The sequence below is a fragment of the Ruegeria intermedia genome (assembly GCF_900129345.1).
Taxonomy (GTDB): domain Bacteria; phylum Pseudomonadota; class Alphaproteobacteria; order Rhodobacterales; family Rhodobacteraceae; genus Ruegeria; species Ruegeria intermedia.
Map to the genome: position 1 here is coordinate 171,573 of NZ_FQVK01000003.1, position 15,137 is coordinate 186,709.

A 15,137-nucleotide genomic window follows, 5' to 3' on the forward strand; every position below is an offset into this window, starting at 1 on the left:
GGCGCGGATTGACGCCAATGACAAGAGGAAGAGGCTGGCCTGAGGGGTGTTTTCCCTGTAGACTCTCAAACAGATCCCGAAAACGGGACGGTAACGAGGCAGAGAGTGGCGGTATCTCATGACTGAGATGGTGTATGGCGCGGTCCAGGACCAGCGCGGTGAACCGATCCTTCCGAAATGGTGGCGGACGATTGACCGCTGGACGATGTCCTGCGTGCTGATCCTGTTTGCGATCGGGCTTCTGCTGGGGCTGGCCTCGTCGCCGCCGCTGGCGCAGCGCAACGGGTTCGATCCGTTCCACTATGTCGAGCGGCAGGCGCTGTTCGGATCGCTGGCGCTGACAGCGATGCTGCTGACCTCGATGATGTCGCCCACGCTGGTGCGGCGGCTGGCGGTTCTGGGCTTTCTGGCGGCCTTCGTGGCGCTGGCCTTCCTGCCGATCTTCGGGACCGATTTCGGCAAGGGGGCGGTGCGCTGGTATTCGCTGGGCTTCGCCTCGGTCCAGCCGTCCGAATTTCTGAAGCCCGGCTTCATCGTCGCCGCCGCTTGGCTGCTGGCGGCGGCGCAAGAGATCAACGGCCCGCCGGGGCGTCTGTGGTCCTTCGCGCTGTGCCTGTCGATCGTTGGCATGCTGGTGATGCAGCCCGATTTCGGTCAGGCTTGCCTGATCCTGTTCGGCTGGGGCGTGATGTATTTCGTGGCCGGCGCACCGATGCTGCTGTTGCTCAGCATGGCGGGGGCGGTTGTTCTTGGGGGAATGGTGGCCTATTCCAACTCGGACCATTTCGCCCGGCGCATCGACGGGTTTTTGAATCAGGAGGTCGATCCGACCACCCAGTTGGGCTATGCCACCAACGCCATTCGCGAGGGCGGCCTGTTCGGCGTGGGCGTCGGAGAGGGGCAGGTGAAATGGTCGCTGCCCGATGCGCATACCGATTTCATCATCGCCGTCGCGGCCGAGGAATACGGCCTGATCCTGGTGCTGATCATCATCGCGCTTTATGCGCTGATCGTCGTGCGCTCGCTGCTGCGGCTGATGCGCGAACGTGACATGTTCATCCGTCTGGCGGGCACCGGTCTGGCCTGCATGTTCGGCGTGCAGGCGATGATCAACATGGGCGTCGCCGTGCGCCTGCTGCCGGCCAAGGGCATGACGCTGCCCTTCGTCAGCTACGGCGGCTCGTCACTGATCGCGGGCGGCATCGCCGTGGGCATGCTGCTGGCCTTCACCCGAACCCGCCCGCAGGGCGAGCTGGGCGACATTCTTCGCGGACGAGGCTGATGACGAACCCCTATTTGCTGATCGCGGCTGGCGGAACCGGGGGCCACATGTTCCCCGCTCAGGCGCTGGCCGAGGCGATGCTGAAAAAGGGCTGGCGCGTGCGCCTGTCCACCGACGCGCGCGGCGCGCGCTATACAGGCGGTTTTCCGCATTCCACCGAGATCGTCGAGGTCTCCTCGGCCACATTCGCGCGCGGCGGGCTGACGGCCAAGGCGCTGGCCGGTCCGCGGATCGCGGCCGGAGTTGTGGGGATGACGGCCCAGTTTCTGCGCGACAGGCCGGACGTGGTGGTGGGGTTCGGCGGTTATCCTTCGATCCCGGCGCTGAGCGCGGCGGTGATGCTGCGTCTGCCCCGCATGATCCACGAACAAAACGGCGTTCTGGGGCGCGTGAACCAGCTGTTCGCCACCCGTGTGGCGCATGTGGCCTGCGGCGTCTGGCCCACCGACCTGCCCGAGGGCGCCCACGGCATCCACACCGGCAACCCGGTGCGTGCCGCGGTACTGGAACGCGCCGCCGCGCCCTATATTCCGCCCGGAGACTATCCGATGTCGGTGCTGGTGATGGGCGGCAGCCAGGGCGCCCGCATCCTCAGCGACGTGGTGCCCGGCGCCATCGCTGCACTGCCCGAGAACCTGCGCCAGTACATCCGTGTCTCGCACCAGGCGCGCGAGGAGGACGCCGAGCGGGTCACCGCCTTCTACGCCGAGCACGGGATTCTGGCCGAGGTCCAGCCGTTTTTCCACGATGTCCCCCGCCGCATGTCCGAGGCGCAACTGGTGATCAGCCGCTCGGGCGCGTCCAGCGTGGCTGACATCTCGGTGATCGGGCGGCCCTCGATCCTGATCCCCTTCGCCGCCGCAGCGGGCGACCACCAGACCGCCAATGCGCGCGGGCTGGTGCAGGCGGGCGCGGCGATCATGATCCCCGAAAAGGCTCTTGACGTTCCCGCCCTGACCGAGCAAATCGCACTGGTTCTGACCAACCCCGAAGCCGCACAGAAAATGGCCCATGCCGCCCTGACGGTCGGGGCGCCCGACGCGACCGAGCGTCTGGTGGCCCTTGTCGAACAGCTGGCGCAGAAGGAGACCCCATGAATCCAGCAACCAAACTGCCGCAGGATGTCGGACCGATCCATTTCGTGGGCATCGGCGGCATCGGGATGTCGGGCATCGCCGAGGTGCTGCTGAACCTTGGGTACCAGGTGCAGGGATCCGATCTGAAAGCCTCGAAGATCACCGACCGTCTGGCGTCGCTGGGAGCCGAGATTTTCGTGGGTCAGCGGGCTGAAAACCTCGACAATGCGGCCGTCGTGGTCGTTTCGACCGCGATCAAGCCGGGCAACCCGGAACTGGACGGCGCGCGTGCGCTGGGCCTGCCGGTGGTGCGCCGTGCCGACATGCTGGCCGAGCTGATGCGACTGAAATCCAATATCGCCATCGCCGGTACCCACGGCAAGACCACCACCACCACGATGATGGCCGAGTTGATGGTGGCGGGCGATTTCGACCCGACCGTCATCAACGGCGGCGTGATCCATGCCTACGGCTCGAACGCGCGGATGGGGCAGGGCGAATGGATGGTGGTCGAGGCCGACGAGTCCGACGGCTCGTTCAACCGGCTGCCGGCGACCATTGCCATCGTCACCAATATCGACCCCGAGCACATGGAGCATTGGGGTGATTTCGACCGGCTGCGCGCGGGCTTTCATGATTTCGTCTCGAACATCCCGTTCTACGGTCTGGCGGTGTGCTGCACCGACCATGCCGAGGTTCAAGCGCTGGTGGGCCGCATCACCGATCGCCGCGTGCGCACCTATGGGTTCAACGCTCAGGCCGACGTGCGTGCAGTCAACCTGACCTACAAGGGCGGCATCGCGCATTTCGACATCCACCTGCAATACGAGGATACCGTGATAGAGGGTTGCACCCTCCCGATGCCGGGCGATCACAACGTCTCGAACGCGCTGTCGGCCGTGGCCGTGGCACGTCATCTGGGCATGAAAACCGCTGAAATCCGCGACGCGCTGGCCAATTTCGGCGGCGTCAACCGCCGCTTTACCAAGGTGGGAGAGGTGAATGGCGTCACCATCATCGACGACTACGGCCACCACCCGGTGGAAATCGCGGCGGTGCTCAAGGCCGCGCGTCAGGCGACCGAAGGCCGCGTGATCGCCGTGCACCAGCCGCACCGCTATTCGCGCCTGTCCAACCTGTTCGACGATTTCTGCGCCTGTTTCAACGACGCCGATGTCGTGGCCATTGCCGAGGTGTTCTCCGCCGGAGAGGACCCGATCGAAGGCGCCAACCGCGATGATCTGGTGCAGGGCCTGATCCGCCACGGCCACCGCCACGCGCGGGCGCTGCTGGACGAAGGTGACCTGGAGCGTCTGGTCCGCGAACAGGCCCGGCCCGGCGACATGGTCGTCTGCCTGGGTGCCGGAACCATCAGTGCCTGGGCCAACGCGCTGCCGGACCGGTTGAAGGTCAAACAAGCCGTTTGACGTTCGCGGGCATTTGGGTGCACAACTTGCGGATGTGTCGCTGCCCTTGCATGTGACTCATTTGCGGAGAGAACCATGGAGTATTCCGTCATCTTTGCCGCCCTTTGGGTTATCTGCGCCACTGTGGTGGCACTGCTGCCGATGCGCCTGCAATTTCCGCCGGGCATCGTGCTGCTGATCTGCGCGCCGGTTCTGATCGCCTGGCTGGGCGTGGCGCATGGCTGGCTGATCGGAGTGCTGGCTTTTGCCGGGTTCGTATCGATGTTCCGCAACCCCATCCGGTACTACTGGCGCAAATGGTCCGGCCGCGAGGTGGGACAATGAGCTGGTCGCTTGCGCTTGCCGCCCTGTGGGGCATCGCCGCCAACGTGCTGGCCATGATCCCCAGCAAGGACAACCACTGGACCCGCGCCTATGCGCTGATCGCCGTGGGTATTCCGATCCTGGGCTATGTCACCTATGAAAACGGCCCGTGGGTCGGCCTGTTCGTACTGGCCGCCGGCATGTCGGTGCTGCGCTGGCCGGTGATCTATCTGACCCGTTGGACAAAGGCGAAAATGCAAGGCATGAAGGCGGCGGACAAATAACCCGACACCCTTCGGAGGCCAACGATGACGGACATCGCCACATTTGCTTACCTGCCGCTCGCGGCGCTTGTGCTCGGGACGCTGGCCGGATTTGTCGCCGCGCGATGGCTTGGCCTGCGCGCGCTGTTGTGGCTGATTGGTTTGACTTCGCTTGTTGCGCTTGTCCTGATCGCGATGTTGGCAGGCGTCGGCACGGGCGAGGAGGAGCAGGCCTTTGGCCCCTTCGTCTGGTTGACCGGAGGTGTTCTGCCGATTCTGTTCGCTGAAATCATGGGCGGAGTCGTCGGGCGCAGCCTGACGGTGCGTTCCGGGCAATGACCACGATCCCAACGCCTCGTGGCCGTCTGACTGCGGCCCGTGCTCTGAACGACCTCACTTGGCTGCGCGTCGGCGGCCCGGCTGATTATCTGTTTCAGCCGGCTGACCTTGAGGATTTGCAGGCTTTCCTGCGCGACCTTCCGGCCGAAATGCCGGTGTTCCCGATGGGCGTCGGCTCGAACCTGATCGTGCGCGATGGGGGGCTGCGGGCCGTGGTGATCCGGCTAGGGCGCGGCTTCAACGGCATATCGGTCGAGGGCACCACCGTCACCGCAGGGGCAGCCGCGCTGGATGCGCATGTAGCGCGCAAGGCGGCGGATGCGGGGGTGGACCTGACCTTTCTGCGCACCATCCCCGGTTCCATCGGTGGGGCCGTGCGGATGAACGCCGGGTGCTATGGCAGCTACACGGCGGATGTTCTGAAATCGGCTACCATCGTCACCCGGCAGGGCGAGGTGGTCGAACTGACACCCGCCGAGCTGAACTTCCGCTATCGTCAGTCCGACCTGCCCGAGGGTGCGGTGCTGGTGTCGGCCACGTTCCAGGGCCCGGCGGGTGACCCGGCCGACCTGCATGCCCGGATGGAGGCGCAGCTGAAAAAGCGCGACGAGACCCAGCCCACCAAGGACCGCAGCGCCGGGTCGACCTTTCGCAATCCGGCCGGGTTTTCCTCGACCGGGCGGGCCGATGATGTGCACGACCTGAAGGCCTGGAAGGTGATCGACGACGCCGGAATGCGCGGCGCCCGGCGCGGGGGCGCACAGATGAGCCCCAAGCACTCGAATTTCCTGATCAACACCGGAAACGCCACCGCCGCCGACCTCGAAGGGCTGGGCGAAGAGGTGCGAAAAAAGGTTTACGAAACAAGCGGGATCACGCTAGAGTGGGAAATCATGCGGGTCGGTGATCCGCTGACAGATTAAAGCCCCGACCGTCAGACCAAAACAGGCAAAATCAGGCGACGGATCAAAGGCATAACGAAATACGGACCACCAGATAAGGTCCGGGGACATTGAGGCGCACGAACGTGGGTAGGTCGAGCAGGACAAACCCCAAAGTGGCGGTATTGATGGGTGGCCCCTCGGCGGAGCGCGAGGTGTCTCTCAGCAGCGGGCGCGAATGCGCAGCCGCCCTTGTGGGAGAAGGGATCGAGGTCGTCGAGCTGGACGCCGGTCCCGACCTTTGTGCGCGTTTGCAGGACATCAAGCCCGACGTGGTATTCAACGCCCTGCATGGCCGCTGGGGCGAGGACGGTTGCGTGCAGGGTCTGCTGGAGTGGCTGCGGATGCCCTACACGCATTCCGGCGTGTTGGCCTCGGCGCTGGCCATGGACAAGCAACGCAGCAAAGAGGTTTTCCGCGCGGCCGGCCTGCCGGTGGCCGACAGCGTGATCGTTCCGAAATCGGACGTGATGGCGGGGCACGTCATGCCCGCGCCATATGTGGTCAAGCCCAACAACGAAGGATCGAGCGTCGGGATCTATCTGGTGTTCGAAGGGTCGAATGGCCCGCCGCAGCTGTCGGATGACATGCCCGAGCAGGTCATGGTCGAGCAATACGTGGCCGGGCGCGAGCTGACGGTGACCGTGATGGGCGACCGCGCTTTGACCGTGACCGAGATCCTGACCGACGGCTGGTATGACTATGACGCCAAATACAAGCCCGGCGGATCGCACCACGTGCTGCCCGCCGACATCCCGCCGCGGATCTTCGATCTGTGCATGGATTATGCCCTGCGCGCCCACCAGGTTTTGGGCTGCCGGGGCGTCAGCCGCACCGACTACCGCTGGGACGAGACCCGGGGCGAAGAGGGCCTGTTTCTACTGGAGACCAACACCCAGCCGGGTATGACCCCCACCTCGCTGGTGCCTGAACAAGCCGCGCATCTTGGCATGACCTTCGGTCAGCTCTGCGCCTGGATGGTCGAGGACGCCTCATGCGATCGTTGACCGCCAGTCGTGCGCCGGATGTGTATCGGGCCAAACCGCTTGCGGGGCCGGATGCCGCGTTTCAGGCTGGCGGCAATACCAAGGCCGACCCCAAGCTGCGCCTGCGCGGCGGTCGCCTGTTCCGCCGTCGCGCCGGGCGCGCCGATCCCGCCCCTTCGCGCCTCAGCTACCGCCTGCAGCGCTGGATGCTGACCCCCGGTATCCGGCGCGGCCTCAAGATCGGCCTGCCGCTGGCTGCGCTGGCCACCGCCATCGGGCTGTTCTTTGCCGACGAAACTCGGCGCGACGCGCTGGCTGCGCAAGTTGATGGTGCGATCACAGCTTTCCAGGAACGCCCCGAATTCATGGTCAAGCTGATGGCGATCGACGGGGCCGGGACCGACCTGTCCGATGACATCCGCGAGGTGGTGCCGCTCGATTTCCCGATCAGCTCGTGGGATCTGGATGTCGAGCAGATCCGAGACACGATCACCGGGCTGGACCCGGTGAAATCGGCCAGCGTGCGGATCCGGCCGGGCGGTATCCTGCAGGTGGACGTGGTCGAGCGTCAGCCGGTGGTCGTCTGGCGCACGCGCGAAGGCCTCGACCTGCTGGACGAAACCGGTGCGCATGTGGCGTCGATCGCCCGACGGACGGAGCGGCCCGATCTGCCGCTGATCGCGGGAGCGGGCGCCGACGAGCATGTGGCCGAGGCGCTGGAGCTGCTGCGCACCGCGCGCAGCCTGGAGGACCGTGTGCGCGGCCTGCTGCGGGTGGGCGAGCGGCGCTGGGATCTGGTGCTGGACCGCAACCAGCGCATCATGCTGCCGACCGAACGCCCGGTGCGTGCGCTGGAGCGGGTTCTGGCAGTGAACGAGGTTCAGGATCTTCTGGAGCGGGACGTGGCCGTGGTCGACATGCGGCTGGGGTCGCGCCCGACGATCCGAATGACCGAAGCCGCCAGCGCAGACTGGTGGAATACAAAAGTGACAACGGGTAACGGGCAGTGAATACGATGATGACCGATCTTTATCAGTCTCAGCGCGCGATGCGCCAGATGCGCCAGCAGGCCATGCAGCGGGGGGTGGTCGCGATCCTTGATGTGGGGACATCCAAGATCGCCTGTCTGGTGCTGCGGTTCGACGGAACCGGTCGGCTGAGCGAGGACAATTCGATCGGCTCGCTGGCCGGGCAGACCGGGTTTCGGGTCATCGGCGCGGCGACCACCCGGTCGCGTGGGGTGCGGTTCGGCGAGATCACGGCCATGCAGGAAACCGAACGCGCCATCCGCACCGCGCTGCAGGCGGCGCAGAAGATGGCCGACATCCGGGTCGATCACGTGATCGCCTGTTTCTCGGGGGCCAACCCGCGCTCGTACGGACTGGACGCGCAGGTGGACCTGGACGGGCAAGAGGTGACCGAGGCCGAGATCGGCCGCGTTCTGAACGCTTGCGACGTGCCGGATTACGGAGCAGGGCGCGAGGTGCTGCACGCCCAGCCGGTAAATTTCGCGCTCGACAACCGGTCGGGCCTGATCGACCCGCGCGGGCAGATGGGGCAGACGCTGGCCGTGGACATGCACATGCTGACGGTCGATGCGGTCGCCATTCAGAACCTGGTGCGCTGCGTCAAGCGGTGCGATCTGGAGTTGGCGGGCATTGCCAACTCGGCCTACGTGTCGGGCATCTCGGCGCTGGTCGAGGACGAACAGGAACTGGGCGCTGCCTGCATCGACATGGGCGGTGGATCGACCGGCGTGTCGATCTTCATCAAAAAGCACATGATCTATGCCGACAGCGTACGCATGGGCGGCGATCACGTCACCAGCGACATTTCGATGGGGCTGGGGATCTCGACCACCATCGCCGAACGGATCAAGACCTTCAACGGAGGCGTTAACGCCACCGGCGCCGATGACCGCGACATGATCGACATCGGAGGAGAGACCGGCGATTGGGAGCACGACCGCCGCACCGTCAGCCGGGCCGAGTTGATCGGCATCATGCGCCCTCGCGTCGAAGAGATCCTGGAAGAGGTCCGCCTGCGGCTGGACGCGGCCGGGTTCGACCACATGCCCAGCCAGCAGATCGTGCTGACCGGAGGGGGCAGCCAGATCCCCGGTCTGGACGGTCTGGCCAGCCGCATCCTGGGCCAGCGGGTCCGCCTGGGGCGGCCGCTGCGGGTGCATGGCCTGCCGCAATCGGCGACGGGTCCCGGCTTTTCTTCGGCGGTCGGGTTGGCGCTGTTTGCCGCGCATCCGCAGGACGAATGGTGGGATTTCGAAACCCCTGTCGATACCTCGGCGGTGCGCCCGTTCCGCCGCGCCGTGCGCTGGTTCCGTGAAAACTGGTAGGCGCCTGTTTCGGGCCGTGGCGCTGGCCGCGGCCCTGATGCCCTGCGCGGTCCCGGCCCAGACCCGCATCACCCCGGATGACTTTCTGGACGCGGTCGTGGGCAAGACCGTCACCTTCCACGAACTGACCAGCGGAGCGTAGGTGGGCACCGAACAGTTCGTCAGTCGAACGCTCTCGGTGTGGCGGCGCGCGGGTGAAGGCTGTGTCTACGGCCGCATCACCACGCCCGACGGCCAGCTGTGTTTCCTCTATGACAACGAGCCCGGACCTGTCTGTTGGTGGCCGTTCATCCACCAAGGGCGCCTGCTGGTACGGATCGCACGGCTGGGCGACGGCGAAATCCAGCAGGTCGGAGCCATGTCAGACGAAGGGCTGGGCTGTCCTTCGGTCCCGATCAGCTGAAAAATCCGGTTGCGGCGCAGAGGTTTATGCCGCAAGATATCCCCAACGCCCGTCAGAGGCCGACCGGCAGGACCCGAGCAGTCAGCCGTCGTGAACAAGTTCCAGAATTACCGCCCGCCTGAATGGGTTGGGTTGAATACGTGTGTCTGGTAGCAGTGTCCTGTTCGACCGCTAGATGTTCTGGGTTCAGGCGAGATGACGCGGAAAATCGCCTTAATTCCTCCACATTTTGTGGATTCGCGCGATTTTTGGCGTGACGTTTGGGCTTTGGAAATGTAGAATCAAACGTGGATAGGCAAGAAAAACACCGCTTTGCGGGATCAGAATTACAGGCGGACAGAGCATGACATTGAATCTTTCGATGCCCGGGCACGACGAACTCAAGCCTCGGATCACGGTATTTGGCGTCGGCGGTGCCGGTGGCAACGCCGTCAACAACATGATTGAAAAACAACTGGACGGCGTTGATTTCGTGGTCGCGAACACCGACGCACAGGCGCTGCAGCAAAGCCGCTCGTCGGCGCGGGTGCAGCTGGGCATCAAGGTGACCGAAGGGCTGGGTGCAGGCGCCCGGGCATCGGTCGGTGCCGCCGCCGCCGAAGAGAGCATCGAGCAGATCGTCGATCACCTGGCCGGCGCGCATATGTGCTTCATCACCGCCGGCATGGGCGGGGGCACCGGCACCGGCGCCGCTCCGATCATCGCGCAGGCCGCGCGTGAACTGGGCGTACTGACCGTGGGCGTGGTGACCAAGCCGTTCCAGTTCGAAGGCGCCAAGCGCATGCGTCAGGCCGAGGACGGCGTCGAGGCGCTGCAGAAGGTCGTTGATACGCTGATCATCATCCCCAACCAAAACCTGTTCCGTCTGGCCAACGAAAAGACCACGTTCACCGAGGCCTTCTCGATGGCTGATGACGTGCTTTATCAGGGCGTCAAGGGCGTGACCGACCTGATGGTGCGTCCGGGCCTGATCAACCTAGACTTTGCCGACGTCCGCGCCGTGATGGACGAGATGGGCAAGGCCATGATGGGCACCGGCGAGGCCGAGGGCGAAGATCGCGCCATCCAGGCCGCCGAAAAGGCCATCGCCAACCCGCTGCTGGACGAAATCAGCCTCAAGGGCGCCAAGGGTGTCCTGATCAACATCACCGGCAGCCACGATCTGACCCTGTTCGAACTGGACGAGGCCGCCAACCGCATCCGCGAGGAAGTGGACCCCGAGGCCAACATCATCGTCGGCTCCACTCTGGACCCCGAGATGGAAGGCAAGATGCGCGTCTCGGTCGTGGCAACCGGGATCGACGCCAGCGACAGCGCCGCCGAAGCCCCGGCGCCGCGCCGGTCGATGGCAGCGCCGCTGAGCCGCGCCACCTCGGCCGAGCAGGAAGCCCCTGAAGTCGAGACCCAGCCGCGTCCGGCCGAAGTTGCCGAGGCGGCCGAGAACATCGCGCCGAGCCTGTTCGAGTCGATCGAGGATGTCGAGCTCAAAGAGAGCTTCTACGACTCGGGTGCCGAAACCGCGTCGGATGACGATGACCTTCCGCCGCCGGCCTACCAGCCTCGCGCGGCCGAAGCCGGGCCGGCGCCCCAGCCGGTCGAACCCGCCGCCGATCCTGTGCATTCCCATGCGCCGGGCACCCCTTCGCCGCAGGCCATGCAGCGGTTGCAGGCCGCGGTTCAGAAAGTGCCGAACGAGTCGCAGCGCCTGAACGCGCAGCGTCCTCAGGCGCCGACGCAACCACCGCGCCCCGCGGCTGAGGAACGGCCGCGTTTCGGCTTCAACCGTCTGATCGACCGGATGACCGGACATGCGCCGGACACCCCCGCGCAGCCCGTGCGGCAGCAGCCCGAACTGCGCCAGACTGACGCTACGGCACCTGCGCCGGACGCGGCCGACCCGGATCAGGAGCGGATCGAGGTTCCGGCGTTCCTGCGGCGTCAGGCCAACTGATCGCGGTAACAAATTCTGAAAAAGGGTCGCCGGGTGGCGGCCCTTTATTTTTGTTTTTTAGATACTTACCTGCGGGTCGGCAGGCTTTTGCCGATCGTTCGCAAAACTGTTTCATTCGGTTACAAAGAGTGAGTTGAGCAGCGTTCGAGCCTTCCTTAACTGAGTGGCAACACGGCCGATCCAGGTCGGACACCGCTCACTGAGGTCCCATTTGCAACAGACGCTCAAATCTTCGGTCACGTTCAAAGGCGTGGGTTTGCACAGCGGCAAGCCTGCGACGATGGTTCTGAAGCCGGCTGCCGCCGGGCACGGTATCTGGTTCAAGCGGACCGACATCGAACTGGGCAATGCGATGATCCCGGCGATCTATGACGTGGTCGAGCGCACCCAGCTGTGCACGCGTCTGGTGAATGATGCGGGCGTCTCGGTGTCGACCGTCGAACATATCATGGCGGCCCTGGCCGGATGCGGAATCCACAATGCCTTGATCGAGATCGACGGCCCTGAGGTTCCGATCATGGATGGCTCGTCCATCGAATTCGTGCGCGGCATCATGTCCAAGGGTGTGCGCCGCCAGGCCAGCCCCGTTCTGGCCTACGAGGTGCTCAAACCGGTCGTCGCCGAGCGCGAAGGCGCGCGGGCGTCGATCCGCCCGGCGGACGGTTTGATCATCGAATTTCACATCGATTTCGAAGACGCGGCCATCGGACGGCAGACCAAGATTCTGGACATGCGCAACGGTGCCTTTGCCCGCGAATTGTCTGATTGTCGAACGTTCTGCCGTCGCTCGGATGTTGAGGCGATGCGCGAAAACGGTCTGGCACTGGGCGGCACGTTGGAGAACGCTGTCGTGGTGCAGGGCGACTCGGTTCTGACCCCGGGCGGCTTCCGCCGTGCGGACGAAGCCGTGCGCCACAAGATGCTGGATGCGCTGGGGGATCTGTATCTGGCCGGCGGCCCGATTTTCGGCCATTTCGTCGGCGAGAAATCCGGCCACGCGATGACCAACACGCTGCTGCGCAAACTGTTCGAAACGCCCGGTGCGGTGCGCCCGGTTCTGTGCACGCCGGAACAGGCATTGCAATTGCCGGGGCAGGGCCTGGCCTTGGCGGAAATCCCGCAGGTGGCCTGATCTGTCCCGTCTTGGCGACAATTCCGTCGCGGGTCGTTTAAGGCGTTTTGCACCGGAATTTTATATGCTAGACCAAAGCCCAATCCGGGGTTACCCAAAGAGACAAGACGACTAGGATGGGCGGTATGGTTGGCTTCAAGGCGGCAGTCAGGCTTGCGGGCGTGATTCTTCTGGCGGCTACTTTGACGGCATGCGGCAATGCGGGCGGCCTGTTCGGAAACAAGGGGGCCGATCGGTCCCAGAACCTCGAAGGCTATACCCCCGAACAGATTTTCACCCGTGGCGAATTCGAGCTGTCGCAGAACCGGCCGGATGACGCCGCCTGGTATTTCTCGGAGGTCGAGCGCCTGTACCCCTATTCCGAATGGGCAAAGCGGTCGCTGATCATGCAGGCCTTTGCGTTTCATTCGGACAAGAATTACGAGGAAAGCCGTGCCGCCGCGCAGCGGTATATCGATTTCTACCCCACCGACGAAGACGCGGCCTATGCGCAGTACCTTCTGGCGCTCAGCTATTATGACCAGATCGACGAGGTCGGCCGCGACCAGGGCCTGACCTTCCAGGCGCTGCAGGCGCTGCGCACGGTGATCGAGGTCTATCCCGACAGCGAATACGCCACCTCGGCCGTGTTGAAATTCGATCTGGCCTTCGACCATCTGGCGGGCAAGGAAATGGAGATCGGGCGCTATTATCTGCGTCAGGATCACTATACCGCCGCAATCAACCGCTTCCGTGTCGTGGTCGAGGATTTCCAGACCACAACCCACACTGCCGAAGCGCTGTACCGCCTGGTCGAAGCCTATCTGGCCCTGGGGCTGGTTGACGAGGCGCAGTCGGCTGGCGCGATCCTTGGCTACAACTACCAGTCGTCCGAATGGTATGATGCGGCTTACAAGCTGCTGACGTCGCGCGGGCTTGAACTCAAGAGCCGCGGCAACAACTGGCTCAGCCAGATCTACCGCCAGACGATCAAGGGCCAGTGGTTATAATCGCCATGGTCACAGGCTTGGGACGCTGACGACCCGATGCTGCGCGCCCTTGATATCCGCGACATGCTGATCATCGACCGGCTGGAACTGACCTTTCAGCCGGGCCTGAACGCGCTGACCGGCGAAACGGGCGCGGGCAAGTCGATCCTGCTCGACTCGCTGGGCTTCGTGCTGGGCTGGCGCGGACGGGCCGAACTGGTCCGGCAGGGGGCCGCGCAGGGCGAGGTCGTGGCCGAGTTCGAACTGCCCGAGGACCATCCCGCCCATGCGATCCTGGCCGAGGCCGGGTTGCCCGGCGGCTCGGAACTGATCCTGCGCCGCGTCAACACCGCCGAGGGGCGCAAGACCGCCTGGGTCAATGACCGCCGCTGCTCGGGCGAGGTGTTGCGCGCGCTGTCGGAAACCTTGATCGAGCTGCACGGCCAGCATGATGACCGGGGCCTGCTGAACCCGCGCGGCCATCGCGCCATGCTGGACGCCTATGCCGGGGCCGAGCCGCAACTGGCCACCGTGCGCGCTGCCTGGGCCGAGATGGCGCGCGCCCGCAAGGCCCTGGCCGAGACCGAGGCCGCCGTGGCCGCCGTGCGCAGCGAAGAGGAATTTCTGCGGCACTCCGTGGCCGAACTCGACAAGCTTGACCCGCAGCCGGGCGAGGATGCCGAGCTCGACGCCCGCCGCCGGATGATGCAGGGGGCCGAGCGCATCCGCGACGACGTGGCCCGCGCCTTTGCCCTGCTGGGCGGTGACGGGGCCGAAGGGGCGATGGCGGATGCCGTGCGCTGGCTGGAAGGCGTCGCCGACCGGGCGGATGGCCAACTGGACGAGCCGATCGCCGCCCTGGGGCGCGCCCTGATCGAGCTGGGCGAGGCGCAGGACGGCGTGACCGCCTGCCTCGAGGCGCTGGACTTCAACCCTGTCGAGTTGGAGCAGACCGAGGAACGTCTGTTCGCCATCCGCGCGGTGGCCCGCAAGCATGACGTGGCCCCCGATGATTTGAGCGGTTTCGCCGACACGCTGCGCGCCCGTCTGGGCCAGCTTGAGGCCGGAGACGCCGACCTGGCCGACCGCCGTGCTGCGGTGCAGGCCGCGCAGGCCGCCTATGACGCAGCCGCCGAGGCACTCAGCGCCCTGCGGCGCGAAGCTGCCGGCCGGCTGGACGCGGCGGTAATGGCCGAGCTTGCACCGCTCAAAATGGAGCGTGCGGTGTTCGAGACCCAGATCACGCCCGCCGACCCCGGACCCGATGGGCAGGACGCCGTGGCCTTTACCGTGGCCACCAACCCGGGCGCGCCGTCGGGACCGCTGAACAAGATCGCCTCGGGCGGGGAACTCAGCCGCTTTCTGCTGGCGCTCAAGGTGTGCCTGTCGGGCGATGACAGCACCCGGACCATGATCTTTGACGAAATCGACCGCGGGGTGGGCGGCGCCACGGCCGATGCCGTGGGCCGCAGGCTTGCGGCGCTGGCGCAGGCCGGGCAGGTGCTGGTGGTAACCCATTCGCCGCAGGTCGCGGCGCGCGCCGCGCATCACTGGCGGGTTCAGAAACACGTGACCGACGGGCAGACCCTGTCCACCGTTCTGCCGCTGTCCGAATCCGACCGGATCGACGAGATCGCCCGCATGGTTTCCGGCGACACCATTACCCCCGAGGCCCGCGCCGCCGCCCGCGCGCTGCTGCAGGCCTGATGCAAG

Annotated in this window: 16 protein-coding genes; all 16 read left to right on the forward strand. The window is 65.4% G+C overall.

All coding sequences use genetic code 11. From position 1 onward, the window contains the following. Positions 1-118 precede the first annotated feature (118 nt). The 16 genes from ftsW (at position 119) to recN (ending at position 15,131) form a co-directional block, all read left to right on the forward strand. Positions 119-1,282, forward strand: a complete 1,164-nt coding sequence (gene ftsW / locus F3H26_RS03760; RefSeq protein ID WP_149774734.1) for a putative lipid II flippase FtsW — start codon at positions 119-121, stop codon at positions 1,280-1,282. Then, on the forward strand, positions 1,282-2,379 hold the full coding sequence (locus F3H26_RS03765) for a UDP-N-acetylglucosamine--N-acetylmuramyl-(pentapeptide) pyrophosphoryl-undecaprenol N-acetylglucosamine transferase (RefSeq protein ID WP_149774735.1): 1,098 nt from the start codon (positions 1,282-1,284) through the stop codon (positions 2,377-2,379). The genes ftsW and F3H26_RS03765 overlap by 1 nt, the downstream gene beginning before the upstream one ends. Further along, a complete protein-coding gene (gene murC / locus F3H26_RS03770; RefSeq protein WP_149774736.1) occupies positions 2,376-3,785 on the forward strand; it encodes a UDP-N-acetylmuramate--L-alanine ligase in 1,410 nt (469 codons plus the stop codon). Before F3H26_RS03765 ends, murC begins: the two co-directional genes overlap by 4 nt. Positions 3,786-3,860: 75 nt before the next feature. After that, positions 3,861-4,109 (forward strand): DUF2484 family protein, encoded by a 249-nt coding sequence (locus tag F3H26_RS03775; RefSeq protein WP_149774737.1) that lies wholly within the window; start codon positions 3,861-3,863, stop codon positions 4,107-4,109. Beyond that, positions 4,106-4,372 carry a DUF2484 family protein gene (locus F3H26_RS03780; RefSeq protein WP_149774738.1) on the forward strand — a complete coding sequence of 89 codons (267 nt, stop codon included), beginning with the start codon at positions 4,106-4,108 and terminating at the stop codon, positions 4,370-4,372. Before F3H26_RS03775 ends, F3H26_RS03780 begins: the two co-directional genes overlap by 4 nt. A 24-nt stretch (positions 4,373-4,396) precedes the next feature. After that, positions 4,397-4,690 (forward strand): hypothetical protein, encoded by a 294-nt coding sequence (locus F3H26_RS03785; RefSeq protein WP_149774739.1) that lies wholly within the window; start codon positions 4,397-4,399, stop codon positions 4,688-4,690. Further along, positions 4,687-5,613 (forward strand): UDP-N-acetylmuramate dehydrogenase, encoded by a 927-nt coding sequence (murB, locus tag F3H26_RS03790; RefSeq protein WP_149774740.1) that lies wholly within the window; start codon positions 4,687-4,689, stop codon positions 5,611-5,613. Before F3H26_RS03785 ends, murB begins: the two co-directional genes overlap by 4 nt. A 104-nt stretch (positions 5,614-5,717) precedes the next feature. Continuing rightward, on the forward strand, positions 5,718-6,638 hold the full coding sequence (locus tag F3H26_RS03795; RefSeq protein WP_149774741.1) for a D-alanine--D-alanine ligase: 921 nt from the start codon (positions 5,718-5,720) through the stop codon (positions 6,636-6,638). Further along, the gene (locus tag F3H26_RS03800) at positions 6,626-7,627 is read left to right on the forward strand and encodes a cell division protein FtsQ/DivIB (RefSeq protein ID WP_188127681.1); all 1,002 of its coding nucleotides are present in this window, start codon (positions 6,626-6,628) and stop codon (positions 7,625-7,627) included. The genes F3H26_RS03795 and F3H26_RS03800 overlap by 13 nt, the downstream gene beginning before the upstream one ends. Before the next feature lie 8 nt (positions 7,628-7,635). After that, complete coding sequence (ftsA, locus tag F3H26_RS03805) at positions 7,636-8,970, forward strand: cell division protein FtsA (RefSeq protein WP_149774742.1); 1,335 nt, start codon at positions 7,636-7,638, stop codon at positions 8,968-8,970. A gap of 16 nt (positions 8,971-8,986) precedes the next feature. Next, on the forward strand, positions 8,987-9,112 hold the full coding sequence (locus tag F3H26_RS19820; RefSeq protein ID WP_262504546.1) for a hypothetical protein: 126 nt from the start codon (positions 8,987-8,989) through the stop codon (positions 9,110-9,112). Next, positions 9,113-9,373, forward strand: a complete 261-nt coding sequence (locus tag F3H26_RS03810; protein ID WP_223162422.1) for a hypothetical protein — start codon at positions 9,113-9,115, stop codon at positions 9,371-9,373. A gap of 343 nt (positions 9,374-9,716) precedes the next feature. Continuing rightward, the gene (gene ftsZ, locus F3H26_RS03815; RefSeq protein WP_149774743.1) at positions 9,717-11,324 is read left to right on the forward strand and encodes a cell division protein FtsZ; all 1,608 of its coding nucleotides are present in this window, start codon (positions 9,717-9,719) and stop codon (positions 11,322-11,324) included. Positions 11,325-11,535: 211 nt separating this feature from the next. Further along, on the forward strand, positions 11,536-12,456 hold the full coding sequence (gene lpxC, locus F3H26_RS03820; protein WP_149774744.1) for a UDP-3-O-acyl-N-acetylglucosamine deacetylase: 921 nt from the start codon (positions 11,536-11,538) through the stop codon (positions 12,454-12,456). Between the two features lie 125 nt (positions 12,457-12,581). Then, positions 12,582-13,445: an outer membrane protein assembly factor BamD gene (locus tag F3H26_RS03825; RefSeq protein ID WP_149774745.1), complete on the forward strand. Its 864-nt coding sequence runs from the start codon at positions 12,582-12,584 to the stop codon at positions 13,443-13,445. Positions 13,446-13,481: 36 nt separating this feature from the next. Next, positions 13,482-15,131 (forward strand): DNA repair protein RecN, encoded by a 1,650-nt coding sequence (gene recN, locus F3H26_RS03830; RefSeq protein ID WP_149774746.1) that lies wholly within the window; start codon positions 13,482-13,484, stop codon positions 15,129-15,131. The last annotated feature ends 6 nt before the right edge of the window (positions 15,132-15,137 follow it).

Coding starts and splice junctions, on each gene's coding strand:
- ftsW (WP_149774734.1), top strand. CDS start 119: ATGACTGAGATGGTGTATGGCGCGGTCCAGGACCAGCGCGGTGAACCG.
- F3H26_RS03765 (WP_149774735.1), top strand. CDS start 1,282: ATGACGAACCCCTATTTGCTGATCGCGGCTGGCGGAACCGGGGGCCAC.
- murC (WP_149774736.1), top strand. CDS start 2,376: ATGAATCCAGCAACCAAACTGCCGCAGGATGTCGGACCGATCCATTTC.
- F3H26_RS03775 (WP_149774737.1), top strand. CDS start 3,861: ATGGAGTATTCCGTCATCTTTGCCGCCCTTTGGGTTATCTGCGCCACT.
- F3H26_RS03780 (WP_149774738.1), top strand. CDS start 4,106: ATGAGCTGGTCGCTTGCGCTTGCCGCCCTGTGGGGCATCGCCGCCAAC.
- F3H26_RS03785 (WP_149774739.1), top strand. CDS start 4,397: ATGACGGACATCGCCACATTTGCTTACCTGCCGCTCGCGGCGCTTGTG.
- murB (WP_149774740.1), top strand. CDS start 4,687: ATGACCACGATCCCAACGCCTCGTGGCCGTCTGACTGCGGCCCGTGCT.
- F3H26_RS03800 (WP_188127681.1), top strand. CDS start 6,626: ATGCGATCGTTGACCGCCAGTCGTGCGCCGGATGTGTATCGGGCCAAA.
- ftsA (WP_149774742.1), top strand. CDS start 7,636: ATGACCGATCTTTATCAGTCTCAGCGCGCGATGCGCCAGATGCGCCAG.
- ftsZ (WP_149774743.1), top strand. CDS start 9,717: ATGACATTGAATCTTTCGATGCCCGGGCACGACGAACTCAAGCCTCGG.
- F3H26_RS03825 (WP_149774745.1), top strand. CDS start 12,582: ATGGTTGGCTTCAAGGCGGCAGTCAGGCTTGCGGGCGTGATTCTTCTG.
- recN (WP_149774746.1), top strand. CDS start 13,482: ATGCTGCGCGCCCTTGATATCCGCGACATGCTGATCATCGACCGGCTG.